This is a genomic window from Flavicella marina, from assembly GCF_009193215.1.
In the GTDB taxonomy this organism is placed as follows: domain Bacteria; phylum Bacteroidota; class Bacteroidia; order Flavobacteriales; family Flavobacteriaceae; genus Flavicella; species Flavicella marina.
In genome coordinates this window covers 848,386-864,565 of sequence record NZ_VYVA01000001.1, presented here as the reverse complement: position 1 = coordinate 864,565, position 16,180 = coordinate 848,386, and the positions used below count along the sequence as shown (strand labels likewise).

Genomic DNA, 16,180 nt, shown 5'->3' with positions numbered 1-16,180 from the left:
TTTCAAAAAAATGGAATTAAAAGAAAAATTAGTATCCTCTTTTTTGGCCTTTGAAAATAAGGTTGAGGTAGATATCGACTCAACAGTTCACGATATTCGCTCGAAAGCATTTAGCGATTTTGAGAGCAAGGGTTTTCCTACCAAAAAAGACGAGGAATGGAAATATACAAGCTTAAATGCCATATTGAAACACGATTATAATGTGTTTCCTAAAAGTGAAGAAACTTTAGCATATAAGGATGTAAAAAAATATTTTGTTAATGAAACAGATTGTTACAATCTTGTTTTTATTGACGGAAAGTTTAGTTCGTTTTTATCTGAAACAACACACGACGGTTTAGATATCTGTGTGATGTCTTCTGCATTGACAAAACCTAAATACAAAATGGTTATCGATGCATACTTTAACAAACTAGCTGGTGAAAAAAATAGTCTTTCTGATTTGAATACTGCTTTTTCTCATGAGGGGGCTTATATCAATATTCCGAAGAATAAAGTAGTGCCAAAGCCGATTCAAATTATTAATTTTTCAACAGGGAACGAGCAAGAAATCTTGATTCAGCCTAGAAATCTTGTAATTGTTGGTGAAAATGCACATGTTCAAATTATCGAACGTCATCAAAGTTTGACATCTAATACGACACTTACAAATTCTGTAACTGAAGTTTTTGTAAATAAAAGAGGGATTGTTGATGTGTATAAAATGCAGAACGATGTTGAAACGGCTTCTCTAATAGATAGTACATTCGTTTCTCAACAAAGAGACAGTGTAGGTTCTGTACATACTTTTTCATTTGGAGGTAAGTTGACACGTAATAATTTAGAGTTTTATCAAAATGGAGAGCACTGTGTTTCTCATATGAATGGAATTTCTATTTTGAATGGAAAGCAGCATGTAGATAATCATACGTTGGTTGAGCACAAAGCACCTAACTGTGAGTCTCATGAAATGTATAAAGGAATTTATGATGGCAATTCGACCGGAGTATTTAACGGTAAAGTTATTGTAGAACAAGCGGCTCAAAAGATCAATGCTTACCAACAAAACAACAATGTGGTTGTTAGTGATAAAGCATCTGTGAATTCGAAACCACAATTAGAAATTTTTGCTGATGACGTAAAATGTTCTCATGGTTGTACAATCGGTCAATTAGATGAAAGTGCATTGTTTTACATGCAACAACGTGGTATTCCAAAAAAGGAGGCGAAAGCTTTGTTGATGTATGCCTTTTCGAATGATGCGTTGAAAGATGTGAAAATTCCAGAATTGAAAACAAAAATCAACGAAATTATCGCAAAGAAATTAGATGTGAAAATCGGTTTTGATTTGTAATCGATTGATTTAAGATATAAAAAAAGCGGACCAAATATGGTTCGCTTTTTTGTTTATAAATAGATTTCTCCAATCATATAGAGGACACATTTTCCAGAAATATAGACTCTGTCTTCTTTCAGTTTACATGAAAGCTCACCACCTCTTTTAGATACTTGTTTTGCAGTAAGGTTTTCTTTGTTTAGGCGCTCTTTCCAATATGGTGTAAGTGTGCAGTGTGCAGAACCTGTTACCGGATCTTCATCAATGCCAGAAGCAGGTGCAAAATATCTCGAAACGAAATCGACATTTTTTCCAGGACTCGTAACGATAACTCCTCTCGTTTCAATTTTAGACAACGCGTTTAAATCAGGTTGTATACTTTCTATTTCTTTTTGCGAGTCATAGACCAACATATAATCAAAAGTACTTTTAAATGATTTTTTTGGAGTTTTACCAATCGCGTTGTTTAATGCTAGATTCTCATCGGTTATTTTAGGTACGTCTATGGGGAAGTCTAAAGTTAGCTTTCCCGTATTTTCTAGAGTTACCTTTAATGTTCCGCTTCGGTGCGAAATAAGTTCAATTATTTTTTTATCGGTTTCGAAATATCTGAACAAAACAAATGCTGTGGCTAGGGTCGCATGTCCACATAAATCAATTTCAACTGTTGGAGTAAACCATCGAATCTCATAGAGACCATTTTTTTTAACTGCAAATGCAGTTTCAGACAAATTATTTTCCAGCGCAATTTTTTGCATTAGAGAGTCTTCTAGCCATTCATTCAAAATGCATACGGCTGCAGGGTTTCCTCCAAATGTTGAGTCAGTAAATGCGTCTATTTGATAAAGTGTTTGTTTCATAGCGGTTTAGATTTACATCAAAGATAGGTTCTTTTGAGAGTTTATCGAATAAGCTGTTTGCAAAAATCTTCCGTTGCTTTTAGAAGATTGTGCTTGCTATTTTTTATGGCATCTTCAAGGGTGATTTCTTTTTTAGATATGGCAACTAAATAATCAATTTCTAGTGTTTCGAGTTCGGTTTGTGTAAGTGAATTAATACCGCAAAATATAGCGACAGGAATCTTTTGTCGTTTTGACTTTTCGATAACTCCAGATAGGGTTTTACCCGACAAGGTTTGGTTGTCTAGTTTTCCTTCGCCTGTAATCACCCAATCTGCTTGTTGTATGTTTTCTTCAAAGTTTGATACTTTTAACAAGTATTCAGTACCTGATACAATTGTAGCGTTTAAAAATAGTACTGCACCTGCTCCGAGTCCACCTGCCGCACCTCCTCCTTTTATCTCTTGCATGTTTTGCTGAAATTGATTTTCTACAACTTTATTGAAGTTAACGAGTCCTCTATCTAATGCTTCAATATCTAACTTAGTAGCGCCCTTTTGGGAAGCGTAAACATGTGCTGCTCCATTTTCGCCATATAGGGGATTAGAAACATCACAGGCCACAGAAAAAGATACGTTTTTTAATCTCTCTATTGCCTCAGTGGTATCTATGTAGCTGAGATATTCGAGGTTTTCTCCGATAGGTAGTAAAGGTTGTTTGTTTTTATCTAAAAATTTATAACCCAAAGCGGCAGCCATGCCTATTCCTGCATCATTCGTAGCGCTACCACCAATAAATAAATAGATATGTTTGACGTCTCTATTTATGGCGTCTAAAATCAGTTCTCCAGTCCCAAAGGTTGAAGCTTTTTTACAATTGTACGCTTCTTTCTTCAAGAGTTTTAAACCCGATGCTTCTGCCATTTCTATATAAGCAGTTTTTGTATTTTTATCAATCAGGTAAGTAGCAGAAATATCGTCAAATAATGGGTCGTGAACAGGTTTGGTGATGCGTTCTGATACTAGATTAAATTCAATTATATCAAGGCTTCCATCTCCACCGTCGGCAAGAGGGCAAGAAATGACTTTGGCTTGTGGAAGATGAGTTTGGATGCCTTTTTTTACAATAGAACAAAATTCTATACTGCTAAGAGCACTTTTAAATTTATCTGGTGCGATTACAATTTTCAAAACACTAATTTATTGAACCCACAATTTCTTTGATCAATGAATTCATAATATCGTATGAACCCGTTCTGTTTTTATGAGTCAATCCTGTTCTAACAATCACAAGGTCTTTAGAAGGAATAATAAAAATTCGTTGACCGTGATAGCCATCTGCATAGTACATGTCTTTTGGTGCATCAGGTAAAAATCCATCACTATTGGTCCAGAATTGAGCACCATATTCGTTTGCAGATGCTTTTGTCGGTTCTGCGGTGTAAGCGGCCCATTTTTCATTGAAAATTTGTGTTCCGTTCCAATTACCATTGTTCAGGTACAACTGGCCTAATTTTGCCCAATCTCGTGCAGTGGCCCATGCATAGGAAGAACCTACGTAGTTTCCTTCCATATCCGTTTCAAACAACATAGAATTCATACCTATTTTGTCGATTAATTCGACATAAGGGAAATCTAAATATTCTTGATGCGAATCAAATTGCGATCTAAGTATACCCGATAAAACATTTGTAGTGCCTGAAGAGTAGTTAAAATGATTTCCAGGGTCAAATTCTAATTCTTTTTTCGTTTGTGATAGTGTCATATCTCTTTCTAAAAAGAGCATTTTTGTAACGTCAGAAATTTTGGTATAATCTTCTTCCCAAGCCAAACCACTAATCATTTTTAATAAATGATGTGTTGTAATTTCAGAACGCTTGTCTTTTTTCCAATCATCCAAAGGCAAAAAATTTGATACAGGGGCATGAATATCAAATCCTTTTTTGTGTTCTAAAACTCCGATGACTGTTGCTAATAAACTTTTAGCCATCGACCATCCTAAAAATTCAGTGTCTTTGTCAAATCCTTCTCCATATTTTTCAGCGATTAAATGTCCTCTATATAGCACTAAAACTGCACGTGTGTTTTTTAAAAACTCTTGGTTGTTTTCAATAAAAGCACTGTCTATGGCAGTTTCAAATCGTGTATAGTTTATATTCGAAAATACAGTGTCAATTGGTTCTGCACTACCATACGGGTAGGGAAGTGTTGAAGGGTTTTTTGTTCGTTTCGGTATTAGAAATTCTTGATGGATATCAAATGTATCATCAATTACAACTGAACCCTGTCCCTCTCGAAAAAATGCTTTTCTAGATAGAATTCCGAAGACACTTGAAGTAGTGATTTTTGTAGAATTATTTACTTCGGTTTTGGCTAGTTTTATTGAAGGAACTTTATTGTCTGTGTTGTGTACATGATCAAAGGCTCTATTTGCAATAAAGACATTGGAACTCATGTTTTTTGCAGCATAACCAGCAATAATATTTAGTTTCGGGTATTGTGTATATATAACAAAACCTATGAGAATGATAACAATACTAAGAATCTTGATAATTTTCATAAAATGAGTTTGCACTAATTTAGCTAAAAAATATCGATTGCTTAGAATTTAAACCCCTGTGCTACCAAAACCACCAAATCCTCTTTCAGTTTTGTCTAGTTCGTCAACTGAAACCCATTCGGCTCTTTCGTGTTTTGCAATAACTAACTGCGCGATTCTTTCACCATCGTTTACCGTAAAATCTTCGTTTGAAAGGTTAACTAAAATCACGCCAATCTCTCCTCTATAATCAGCATCAACGGTTCCGGGACTATTTAAAACAGTGATTCCTTTTTTTGCAGCTAGTCCGCTTCTCGGTCTTACTTGTGCTTCTGTACCCACTGGTAAAGCTATAAATAAACCAGTTTTTATGATGGCCCTTTCTAGTGGTTTTAAAACGATAGCAGCATCAATATTTGCTTTTAAATCCATTCCGGCAGAGGCCAAAGTTTCGTAATGTGGAAGTGCGTGTTTTGATTTATTGATAATTTGAATTTTCATAAGAAGTTGTTTGTTGTAATCTTGATGCAAGTTAAGGAATAGAAATTTATTTATTATTGAAAATGATAGTTGAACAATAGGTAAATAGGATATTAAACTCGAAAAAACGTGGTGTTAGGCAGATCAAATAGAAGTAAATATTGTAAACAACATTATATTTGGGTTAGTTAGTTTGTTGAAAACTAACCATATTGGTTGTTCTTGGTTTCGGTAATGATAAAATTATTTAATTTTTTTATTTTTTCTCGATACTGACTTGGGCTAAGTTTGGTGTTTTTTTTGAAAATTCTATTAAAATTAGAAATATTATTAAATCCACAATCAAAGGCAATTTCACGTATCCTATCATTTGTTTCTTGTAAACTTTTGACCGCTTTACTAATTCTAAAATCTATTACAAACTGAGTAAAGTTTTTATGTGCTCGTTTTTTAAAAAAAATACTAAATGCAGATTCACTCATATTATTAAGTGCTGCAACTTTTTTTAAACTAAGTGTTTCATCACTATAATTTTCCAGAATATAATCATAAACCTTGTTAATTAGTTTTTTCTTGGTTGGCTCAAAATTAAGACTAAAACCAACACTTGCCAGAGGTTGGTAGTTGTTTGATTTGGCCAATAGGTTTAATACTGATAAAAATTCTAGAGAAGCATCAAACCCTTTTATTTCAATTAATTTTTTTAAAATTGGAATTACTTCTTTTTTTGTTTCATCATTAAATGAAAGACCTCTGCTAGAGTTTTCAAGTAATAACTTTATATGTTTAAATGAATTGTTGTTTAAAAGACTGTTTTTAATGAAGTCTTTGCTGAATTGAATGGTAATTACTTCAGCAACGGAGTTATGGTTGTCTGTACGTTCCCATTTATGATATAGGTTAGAACCAAGTAATACGAGATCAGTTTTTTCAAATTTATGTACTGAATCTCCGACGAATCTACTTCCAGAACAATTTAAGATCAAATTAATCTCAAATTCGGGGTGCAAATGTATTGGATAATCAAATTGTGCATTTTGATGTTTTTGAATGACAAAGATATTGTTATCTTCGAGTGGAGTAATTTCAGAATATATTTTCATCTTCTTTCATAAATTTTAATAAAAATACGTTTTTTAATAAAAGTATCATGAATTTTTTACTAAGCGATAAGGTTTTTATTATAGATAGTACTTGTTTGGTCAATGGACGTAGTGTTTTATTAAAACACTACTTTTTTTATGTTTCCAATCGTCATTCTTTGTTTTTTCTTGAAAAATTTTATAAAAGTATCACATTTCGACTTTATAGTATAGTTTTTATGTTAAATGTGGAAGTAATTTTGTTGAGATATAAATAGATACCTATTTATGTTTTGTGGTAAGACCTATAATATTTCAGATTGTATTTTGTTATGCCACAAGATTAAACTTAATCATAATTTAATTTCTTAACGAATGAATAAACTAGTTAAAAAGAGAAAAAAGCAATATAAAAACAACCGATATTCATTGCTCTTATTAATCATGTTGTGTACTTCAGTTTTTTCATATGCTCAAAATAGTGTCAAGGAAATCACTGGAGTAGTAGTTGATGAAAGCGGAACTCCATTAATGGGAGTAAATGTTGTTACCTTAAATAATAGTTCGGGAGGTGTAACTGATATTGATGGTAGATTTAGTTTAAATGTTTTGAGTTCAACTACGATGTTGAAATTTTCATTTATAGGTTTTGCAAGTCAAAATATTGATATTCAAAACAAAAATGAAATCAATGTTGTGCTTAAAGAAGATATGAATGTGTTGAATGAAGTATTGTTGATCGGATATGGCTCAGTAAAAAAAGAAGATTTAACAGGTTCTGTGAGTTCTGTAGATATTGGCGAGATACAAGATAAACCTGTAGTTAGAATTGAACAAGCTCTTGTGGGGAGGTTAGCAGGTGTAGAAGTTAAGTCAAATTCTGGAGCTCCTGGAGGAAATACTTCAATTCGAATTAGAGGAGCTAATTCAATTAAAGGTAACAATCAACCATTGGTTGTAATTGACGGAGTTATTGGTGCAGATATGCAGCTTGTAAGTGCAGAAGATATTAAGTCAATTGAAGTTCTGAAAGATGCATCTTCTACAGCAATTTACGGTTCAAGAGGTGCAAATGGAGTGATAATTATAGCGACAAAATCAGGGGAAAAAGGTGACCCAAATATTAGCTTTAGTACTTTTGGTAGTTTTTCAACATTGCCTAAAAAAGTTGATTATTTATCAGCAGGTGAGTTTTCTGAATTGTACAATGCATATGATAAAGAATTGAATTTTATACCAGGAGCATACGAACCTCCATTTTCTGATCAAGAAGTTCAAAACTATTACAATAATGGTGGAACTAATTGGGAGAGTGAGTTGTTTCGAGTTGCATTTACAAAGAACTATAAGGTAGGTATCGATGGTGGTAGCGATAATATTGATTATTATTTGTCAGGTGAGTACTTAGATCAAGAAGGAATATTGATAAATTCTGACTATGAACGATTTAATTTAAGGGCAAAGTTAGTAATTGATTTGTCTGAAAAATTAAAATTAAATGTGAGCTTGGTAAATAGTAAGCAGAAAGGATTGAACAATGGTGATGTTGGGCATCAATTAGGTGCAATAGGTAGATTACCCCAATGGGTTGCAACAGAACCGGTTTGGGAAATTCAAGACGTACTTTACAACAATACCCCAAAATACGGTGCAGTTTCAGGAAATCCTGTTGGAATTCAAATGGCTAATGAAACAACAACTACTACAAAAAATTTTCAACCAAGTGTATCATTAAAATATCAGATACATCCTGGGTTTTCATTAGAAACTCAAGGATCATTAGAAAGTGTCAATCAGAAAATTACTTTTTTCGAAAACAATGAGTTATTAGAGTCTGGAGAGGATGTTATTTCAAGGGCGTCTGTAAGTCATAAAGATAAAGAAAGAGGTCAGTTTAATTTCATATTGAATTATTCTAAATTGTTCGAAAATCATTTTTTTCAAGCAACAGGAATTTATGAAGTAGGGTCTTATATTGAAGAAGGTACAATAGCTAGTTCCAATGGATTAAATTCACCTTCTTTAAAATACTACAATCTTGGCTTGAGTGAATCTCAGTCTGTCAATACTTATTATTATGATGAGTATTATAACTCCTTTGCTTTGCGATTAAATTATTCGTTGAATAATAAGTATTTGGTAACGGCGACAGTAAGAAGGGATGGTGTTTCAAAGTTTAAAAATGATAATAAATATAGCATATTTCCATCAGCCGCGATTGCTTGGAAATTGTCTGAAGAGCCTTTTATAGAAAAACTAGATGTTTTCGATGTGTTAAAATTAAGATCAAGTTTTGGTTATTCGGGTAGCCATGCAATCGGCTCTTACGCAACATTACCTTATTTTATTCAAAATGGAGAGAGTAACTATTCTCCGAATGGCCCCGGAACAGAAGTCGTATCTGGTTTGGGAATTGGAGCGCCTGGTAATGAAGATTTAAGATGGGAGACTACTCGTCAATTCGATATTGGCCTAGAAATAGGCTTGTTTGATAATAATTTACACATTGAAGCTGATATTTATGATAAAAAAACAGAAGATCTTTTGATAGATACCACTTTGCCTAGCTATGCAGGAAGTGGAACTGTTTTGAGAAATGTTGGTGAAATATCAAATAAAGGATTTGAATTATCTGTTGGAGGAACACCTATAAATAAGAAAAATTTTTCTTGGAATACATCTTTTAATTTTTCGATTAACAAAAATGAGGTGTTGAGTCTTGGAGATGAAGACCTTATTCTTCCAACAACTCGTTATGCAGATTCTGAAACGCCAATAACAGTTATTAAAGTAGGAGAAGCTCTAGGTGCTTTTTATGGATATAATTATTTAGGTGTTTGGAAATCAAATGAAACTAGTGACGCTGCAGTATATGGTAATAAGCCTGGAGATGCAAAATATGAAGATGTAGATAATAATGGTGTAATAAATTCTGAAGATTTAAAAATAATAGGTAGTGCACAGCCAGATTATATTTATGGAATTAATAATTCATTTAAAATAGGTGTGATAGATTTTAGTTTTTTAATTGAAGGTGTAAAAGGAGGACAAACATTTAATGGAATGCATCAAAAATCTATTGGTTTGTTTGGTCAAAGTCGTGCATTTACGAGCCCCGATTTGTTTAATAGATGGACTCCAAAAAATGAAAATACAGATATACCAGCTTTTAGTAGTACATCAACCAATATTCCAAATAGCAGTAGGTGGTTACAAGATGCCAGTTATTTTCGATTTAGAAATGTGAATATAACGTATAATTTTTCAAGTAACGTTTGTTCAAAAATTCACCTATCTAGATTACAGCTGTATGTAAATGTTGAAAATCTATACACTTTTACTACATACAAAGGGTATAGTCCAGATATATCGAGTGCTGGAAGATCTAATGGGGGTGGTTCAAATACAGATGTAGATAAAAATATTGACACGGGTGCCTATCCCATTCCAAGAACATTTACGTTGGGACTTAAATTAAAACTTTAAAGAAATGAGAATTATAAAAATAATATTTATGGGAGTCAAGAGTAAAGTGTTTCTTGGGTTTTATCTAAGCTTTTTGATGATAACATTTGTTGGATGTACAGATTTAGTTGAACATCCAAACGGAAAGCCAAACGATCCAAAATTGATTTATGAAGATATTTCAAATTTAAGAGCCACTACAATAGCCATGTATGCAGGGTTAAGAGGTGATGCAAGTTGGTCTGAAGGTTTTGCAACTTCTAGTTATATGACTACCATGTATGGAGCAGATGACTTAACAACACAAATTGGAGGTAATAAAGGAAATTTTAGAGAATTTGATGCATTTAACTCATCCTCTAATAATGGAGCAATATTAAACCTTTGGAAAGGTTGCTATAAAGGTATTATCAATGCAAATGCGGTTATCGAGTATTCAGCATTTACAATTGCAGATCAAGCCTCAATTGATAATTTGGTTGGTCAAGCATATTTTGTTAGAGCGCTTAGTTATTTTTATTTAGTTCGTAGTTGGGGAGAGATTCCTTTGTTTACAGATAATTCTAAATCTGTAGATATTGGCTTGTCAAGCGTAGCAGAAGTTTACGATTTGTTAATCCAAGATTTAAAACAAGCTGAGGTGTTGTTACCTAATCGTCAGGTTGAAATTGGTCTTCCATCAAAAGGAGCCGCTAAGTCTTTACTTGCAGAAGTATATTTGACACAAGCGGGGTGGCCACTAAAAATAACATCTAGCTATGCTATGGCTGCTGAAAAGGCAAAAGAAGTTATCCATAACAAACTAATTTATGGTTACAATTTATTGCCAAATTTTAAGGATTTGTGGTTAAGGGTTAATGACAATAGTGAAGAATCAATTTTTGCCTTGCAGTATGACAATAGAGATGGAGCACAAGCTTTTCATATTTCAGGTAAAGCTTCAATGCCAGAAGAAGAAGAAAACGGTTGGGATGATTTTTTTACCGAATTAACTTTTTTTGATGAATTCCCTGCAGGAGCTAGAAAAGATGCGACTTTTAGAACTGAATTTTTAAATTCAGATAATCAAATAATTCATTATACAAATAGTAAAACAAAACATCCCTATTATGCAAAATTTAGAGATGGAGCAGTTGATGAAAGTGACCCCTCAGGAACAGCAACTTTTTTCAATAATGCGGCATATATGTTAATTCGTTATTCAGAAGTATTATTGATTTATGCTGAAGCTCAAGCGAGATCTAAAGGAGTTGATCAATCTGCCTACGATGCAATTAACCAGGTAAGACAGCGAGCAGGATTGTCTGATTTGTCTGGTTTGAATACAGATGATTTTATCAATGCGGTTATCGATGAAAAAGGTTGGGAATTGGCAGGTGAAGGCCAAAGATGGTATGATTTGATTAGAACAGAAAAAGTAGCAGAGGTAAGTGCAAAAAGAAGTAATCAAGAGCAGGTGGTTATTATTGGCGCTACAACAACAGAGAATTATTATGCACCAATTCCTGAATCAGAAGTATTAAAAAATCCGAATTTAAAAAAATAAAAAATTTCAGTTTTGATAAAAATAAAAAGACATCCAAAAAATCCAATAGTCATACCAGGAGAACAAGGTATAAGAAAGGTAGCAACTTTTAATCCCGCTGCAATTTATGAAAATGGTAAATTTTATCTATATGATAGAGCGGCAGAAACATTGAGCCCTTTTAGAACTACCATTTGCCTTTTAGAAAGTGAAGACGGTGTGGATTTTAAATCTATAGACAATAAACCAGTTTTCGAGTCAGAAATGCTAGGTTTTGCAGAAGGAAGTGTGCAAGACCCAAGAGTTGTAAAAATAGAAGATAAATTTTATATGAATTATGCTTTTCAACCATATGGCTTCGATTGTTACCCAACAGGTGAAGGCGTACCGTTTTACGATGTTTCTAAATATTCCGGATGGGAAAAAGAATCTTACCCCATGATTACACGATCTGGAATTGCCGTTTCAAACGATGGCAAAAGTTTTGAGCATTTGTGTTACAGTTCGCCAAGAAATATCGATGATCGTGATCATATTCTTTTTCCAGAAAAATTTGATGAAAAATATTGTTTGTTGAGGAGACCAATCGAATTTGTTGGAGATGATTATGGTACAGATAAACCTGGTATATGGCTTTGTTATTCATCTGATATGCATGAATGGGACGAACCAATATTAGTAGCTACATCTCAAGAGCCTTGGGAGGGTAAAAAAATTGGAGCAGCAACCAATCCAGTAAAAACAAATAGAGGTTGGCTCTTATTGTACCATGGCGTTGATGAAAATTCAGTTTATAGAGTAGGAGCTCTTATGTTAGATTTGAAAGATCCAGCAAAGGTATTGGCAAGAACCAAAAACTATATTATGGAACCAGAAGAATATTATGAAAAAGTTGGATTGGTAATTCCAAATGTGGTTTTTCCAACTAGCGTTATTGAAAAAGACAATTTGGCCTATATATATTATGGAGCTTGTGATACATGTATTGGCTTGGCGACTGTAGAGATGGATCAATTAATCGATCATATTTTTGATCCAAATTCATAATAAAAAACACAAATATGCTAAAAGCAATAAAAGGTGAGTTTTCTTTTTTTAAGACAATGCCAGAAAATATGCAAATACTGTTAATTACGAATATGATTTATTCATTGGTTATTCCTGTGATAGAAATATTTGTAAGTGCATACATCATGCGAAGTGTAGATGATTCAAGTATTGTATTGTTATATCAGTTGGCTGTTTTTACAGGGATACCGGTGACTTTTGTTATCAATGGTTACCTATTAAATCGTATAAAAGTAGCCCACCTGTATAGTTTAGGGATGCTTCTGAGCGGAGTCGCAATGTCTATGATGATGTTTTTAGATGATTTATCTATTTTTATGATTGCAGTATCAGGTTTTTTAATGGGTTTGTCATATGGTTTTTTTTGGTCAAACCGAGACTTTTTGGCTCTAGAAACAACAAATGATGACAATAGAAATTATTATTATGGCTTAGAAACTTTTTTCTATACGATTTCTGCAATCGTTATACCTGCATTAATTGGTGTTCTGTTTTTTTATACAGATAAAATGAATTGGTTCGGTGGTGGGGTAATCATTGGTTATCGTTTGTTGACAGTTTTTGTTTTTGTGTTAACAATAGTTTCAACATTGATTGTTCAGAAAGGTAACTTTACCAACCCTAAATTGAAAAAATTCATTTACTTCAAATACGATAAATTATGGAATAAAGTTTTGATATTGTCGGCGTTAAAAGGGTTGACCCAAGGGTATTTGGTAACTGTGCCAGCTGTGTTGGTTTTAAAATTGGTTGGTAATGAAGGTGCTTTATCAACGGTTCTGAGTATTAGTGGGATAGTTGCAGGGATAGCACTGTATTTTTTAGGCAGATTTTCAAAGCCACATCATCGGATTTATATTTTTTCGATTGCTTATGTGTTATTTTTTATAGGAGCATTTACACATGCAGTTTTGTTTTCTGCATTTGGTGTGGTTGTTTTTGTATTGAGTAAGGTGCTTTATCAACCACTACACGATATTTCTTATTATCCTATTCAATTAAAGGTCATTAATTTATTGTCAAAAAAAGAAAAAAAAAGTGAATTCTCTTATATTTTGAATCACGAGTTCGGCCTTTACTTAGGAAGGTTTTTAGGGCTGGTACTTTTTATTTTTCTAGCAAAATATTTTTCTGAAACTACAGCGTTACGTTATTCAATATTAATGATTGCGGGGGTACAATTATTTTCTATCCCCTTAGCAAAATACATCGTTAAAAGAACCAATTAAAAATTAAACAAAAATTTTAAATTTATTATTATGTTATTATTGAAAATTAAACAAAATACACACTACTTATTTATTTTATTTATTCCTCTTTTTTTATCAATAGTTTCCTGTTCTACTAGTGCTGTAGATGAAGAGCCTTGCGTTGGTGATGAATGCAATAAAAGCGGAGGAGATGGTGATGGAGATGGAGACGGGGGTGATTCTGATTTTTATATAGGAGTACCGTCAACTACCTCCAATAAGGTATATATGCATTATTTATCTTGGTTTGGTGAAGGTAGCACGGGAAATCACTGGAAAGATGGAACTGCAAACGAACCTTTGATTGGTTATTACAGTTCAAAATCGTGGGCAACACATTTATATCACATTTTATTATCTTCTGCTGTAGGTGTAGATGGAGCCATAATTAATGTAAGAACCAGTTATGATGAAGAGGCTTTTGGCTTGTTTATAGAATCTTTAAAACGTGTTCAAGCAGTGTATCCTGAGTTTGATTACTCAGTAGCTATTAGTTATGATGATCAAGATATGACAGTAAGTTTGGCAAAAGCTAAAATGACAGATTTAAAAAATAATGTTATCACAAGTACTACTAAATACCTACATAGAGATGGATCACCAGTAATTTTTATATGGGATTATGAGGGGTATTTAAGCTCTCAAGATTATAGAGATGTGGCGAATGAGGTTTTTGCTGAAAAAAGCCCGATTCTGTTGAAAAATGAACTTGATCTTGATGCTGTGCCAAATCAATTTGTTATGAACTCAATTTACCCTTGGGTACAAGGATTTGAAGAGGACGGATCTAATTGGGGAGAAGTATACCTAGATTGGTTTTACAATACTGCAGTAGATTTTAAAATAAATAGTAAAATGCAATTTGTAACTGGGGCAGTTTGGGCAGGTTTTGATGATAGAAATGCTTCATGGGGACAAAATAGATGGATTGATAGAAAAGAAGGTGCACTTTATAACGATGTTTGGAGTAAAGTTAATACTGGCGGTAAAGATATTGATTGGGTTATTCTTGAAACTTGGAATGACTTTAATGAAGGAACAGAATTAGAACCAATTACTGGTAACGGAGGTTATAAATACATGGATTTAACAGCGACAAATATTGCGACTTTTAAAAGCACAGATTCAAATATAGACGCAGAAAAATATATGTTTGGAGCTCCAGTTCAAATCTATAAGGCTGCTAAACTCATTGAAAATGGGAATAGGAATTACAATACATTTTATCCAAAACTAGAGTTAGCAATTGAAAAATTCTTGCAGAAAAAAGGAGAAGAATCTTTCAATTTAGCAGAAGAAATAATTGACAATAAGTAATGTTAATAATAGTTAGTTTGTAGGTTCATGTAAAGTGATTTGCCGATTCGAAAGAGTTAGTTGCGAAAAGGCAAATTACTTTCATTAATAAATCAATAAAAGAAGAGTGCATATGTTTTTAAAATATTTGTTTTTTTATTTGACTTGTAGTTTGTTTATTTCATGCAATGTGAAATCTCAAAACGAACATCCAAAAGTTGTCGTTCATTATATGGGATGGTATGGAGAAAAATCATCATCTGTTGATTCTTTAAGACATTGGAAGTATGGGCATGCTAATACTCCAATAATAGGACAATATGACTCACATAATAAATCAACATTGTATTATCATTCACTTTTGACTTGGGCTGCGGGTATAGACGGAATTGTAATTAATGTGAAAGATTCATACGACCATAAAACGATGCAGTTATTGTTTAATGTAATTGATGAATTACATGAAATCTCCGAAGATAATTTTTCTCTTAAATACTTGTTAAGTTATGATGATCAGGGGTTTGACTTACAAAAACCTTTGGATACAACTTTTAGAAAAATGGAAGATTTCAGAGATAATATTGTGAACAGAGATCATTATATGAAATATAATAATCGACCAATTTTTTATTCTTTCGATTACCCAAAAAAATTCTTACTACCCCAAGATTTTAGAACAGTTTTAGATGCGGTATTTACATCTGAAAAACCTTATCTGATATGGAATACATTTGGAGAAGGAGAAGACACTAAAAATTTTGTAGATGCTTATTACCCATGGGTACAACCTGGAGGGAATTGGGATAAAAACGGCTTAAATTGGGGAGGAGATTATCTCGATTATTTTTATTTAAGTGTAAATAAATTTAAGAAAAAATATGATTTTGTTAGTGGAGGAGTTTGGCCTGGGTTTGACGATCGGAAGAATGCTTCATGGGGAGGTAATCGGTTGATCAGTAGGCAGAACGGAAAAGTTTATGATAAAACGTGGGATTATGTTTTTAACTATCAAGGAAAAATTCCGTTAAAATATGTGGTAGTTGAGACTTGGAATGATTGGAATGAAGGAACAGAAATTGAGCCAAGTATAGAGAATGGCTATGATTATTTGATTCAAACAACCACAAAAACGAATAGTTTAAAAAATAAAGATTTATCTACTAATGAATTTAAATTTAAGGTAGCAAAAAATATATATGAAGCTATTAATGAATTAGAAAAACAAGGTGACTTTGAGTTGTCAAATACGATTAAAAAATCATTGTCTCTTTATTGTTCTAGACGTTTTGTCGAGGCAAATAAAATGTTGAAAAATTAGAAAT

General features: G+C 32.9%; 12 protein-coding genes. 7 read left to right on the top strand and 5 right to left on the bottom strand.

Going from position 1 to position 16,180, the window contains the following annotated elements; all coding sequences use genetic code 11:
• Positions 1-10 precede the first annotated feature (10 nt).
• Positions 11-1,333: a Fe-S cluster assembly protein SufD gene (gene sufD, locus F6P99_RS03460; RefSeq protein WP_152286034.1), complete on the top strand. Its 1,323-nt coding sequence runs from the start codon at positions 11-13 to the stop codon at positions 1,331-1,333.
• Between the two features lie 53 nt (positions 1,334-1,386).
• On the opposite strand, the gene F6P99_RS03455 is transcribed toward sufD, so the two are convergent.
• The 5 genes from F6P99_RS03455 to F6P99_RS03435 all read right to left on the bottom strand — a co-directional run bounded on the left by F6P99_RS03455 (position 1,387) and on the right by F6P99_RS03435 (position 6,275).
• Positions 1,387-2,175: a PhzF family phenazine biosynthesis protein gene (locus F6P99_RS03455; RefSeq protein WP_152286033.1), complete on the bottom strand. Its 789-nt coding sequence runs from the start codon at positions 2,173-2,175 to the stop codon at positions 1,387-1,389.
• A 41-nt stretch (positions 2,176-2,216) separates the two neighbouring features.
• Positions 2,217-3,344 (bottom strand): glycerate kinase, encoded by a 1,128-nt coding sequence (locus F6P99_RS03450; RefSeq protein WP_152286032.1) that lies wholly within the window; start codon positions 3,342-3,344, stop codon positions 2,217-2,219.
• Positions 3,345-3,348: 4 nt separating this feature from the next.
• Positions 3,349-4,713 (bottom strand): serine hydrolase domain-containing protein, encoded by a 1,365-nt coding sequence (locus tag F6P99_RS03445; protein ID WP_152286031.1) that lies wholly within the window; start codon positions 4,711-4,713, stop codon positions 3,349-3,351.
• 48 nt (positions 4,714-4,761) lie between these two features.
• The gene (gene dut / locus F6P99_RS03440) at positions 4,762-5,193 is read right to left on the bottom strand and encodes a dUTP diphosphatase (protein ID WP_152286030.1); all 432 of its coding nucleotides are present in this window, start codon (positions 5,191-5,193) and stop codon (positions 4,762-4,764) included.
• Positions 5,194-5,375: 182 nt separating this feature from the next.
• The gene (locus F6P99_RS03435) at positions 5,376-6,275 is read right to left on the bottom strand and encodes an AraC family transcriptional regulator (RefSeq protein ID WP_152286029.1); all 900 of its coding nucleotides are present in this window, start codon (positions 6,273-6,275) and stop codon (positions 5,376-5,378) included.
• A gap of 354 nt (positions 6,276-6,629) precedes the next feature.
• Here F6P99_RS03435 and F6P99_RS03430 point away from each other — a divergent pair, with 354 nt between their 5' ends.
• From F6P99_RS03430 to F6P99_RS03405, 6 genes are all read left to right on the top strand, one after another.
• Positions 6,630-9,740 (top strand): SusC/RagA family TonB-linked outer membrane protein, encoded by a 3,111-nt coding sequence (locus tag F6P99_RS03430; protein ID WP_152286028.1) that lies wholly within the window; start codon positions 6,630-6,632, stop codon positions 9,738-9,740.
• Positions 9,741-9,744: 4 nt separating this feature from the next.
• Positions 9,745-11,265 carry a RagB/SusD family nutrient uptake outer membrane protein gene (locus F6P99_RS03425; RefSeq protein WP_152286027.1) on the top strand — a complete coding sequence of 507 codons (1,521 nt, stop codon included), beginning with the start codon at positions 9,745-9,747 and terminating at the stop codon, positions 11,263-11,265.
• A 12-nt stretch (positions 11,266-11,277) separates the two neighbouring features.
• Positions 11,278-12,291 (top strand): glycoside hydrolase family 130 protein, encoded by a 1,014-nt coding sequence (locus F6P99_RS03420; RefSeq protein ID WP_226913001.1) that lies wholly within the window; start codon positions 11,278-11,280, stop codon positions 12,289-12,291.
• 14 nt (positions 12,292-12,305) lie between these two features.
• A complete protein-coding gene (locus tag F6P99_RS03415; RefSeq protein ID WP_152286026.1) occupies positions 12,306-13,541 on the top strand; it encodes an MFS transporter in 1,236 nt (411 codons plus the stop codon).
• 30 nt (positions 13,542-13,571) lie between these two features.
• Complete coding sequence (locus F6P99_RS03410) at positions 13,572-14,879, top strand: glycoside hydrolase family 71/99 protein (RefSeq protein WP_152286025.1); 1,308 nt, start codon at positions 13,572-13,574, stop codon at positions 14,877-14,879.
• Positions 14,880-14,991: 112 nt separating this feature from the next.
• Positions 14,992-16,176 carry a glycoside hydrolase family 99-like domain-containing protein gene (locus F6P99_RS03405; protein WP_152286024.1) on the top strand — a complete coding sequence of 395 codons (1,185 nt, stop codon included), beginning with the start codon at positions 14,992-14,994 and terminating at the stop codon, positions 16,174-16,176.
• Positions 16,177-16,180 lie beyond the last annotated feature (4 nt).

Coding starts and splice junctions, on each gene's coding strand:
- F6P99_RS03445 (WP_152286031.1), bottom strand. CDS start 4,713: ATGAAAATTATCAAGATTCTTAGTATTGTTATCATTCTCATAGGTTTT.
- F6P99_RS03435 (WP_152286029.1), bottom strand. CDS start 6,275: ATGAAAATATATTCTGAAATTACTCCACTCGAAGATAACAATATCTTT.
- F6P99_RS03455 (WP_152286033.1), bottom strand. CDS start 2,175: ATGAAACAAACACTTTATCAAATAGACGCATTTACTGACTCAACATTT.
- sufD (WP_152286034.1), top strand. CDS start 11: ATGGAATTAAAAGAAAAATTAGTATCCTCTTTTTTGGCCTTTGAAAAT.
- F6P99_RS03430 (WP_152286028.1), top strand. CDS start 6,630: ATGAATAAACTAGTTAAAAAGAGAAAAAAGCAATATAAAAACAACCGA.
- F6P99_RS03415 (WP_152286026.1), top strand. CDS start 12,306: ATGCTAAAAGCAATAAAAGGTGAGTTTTCTTTTTTTAAGACAATGCCA.
- F6P99_RS03405 (WP_152286024.1), top strand. CDS start 14,992: ATGTTTTTAAAATATTTGTTTTTTTATTTGACTTGTAGTTTGTTTATT.
- F6P99_RS03410 (WP_152286025.1), top strand. CDS start 13,572: ATGTTATTATTGAAAATTAAACAAAATACACACTACTTATTTATTTTA.
- F6P99_RS03425 (WP_152286027.1), top strand. CDS start 9,745: ATGAGAATTATAAAAATAATATTTATGGGAGTCAAGAGTAAAGTGTTT.
- dut (WP_152286030.1), bottom strand. CDS start 5,193: ATGAAAATTCAAATTATCAATAAATCAAAACACGCACTTCCACATTAC.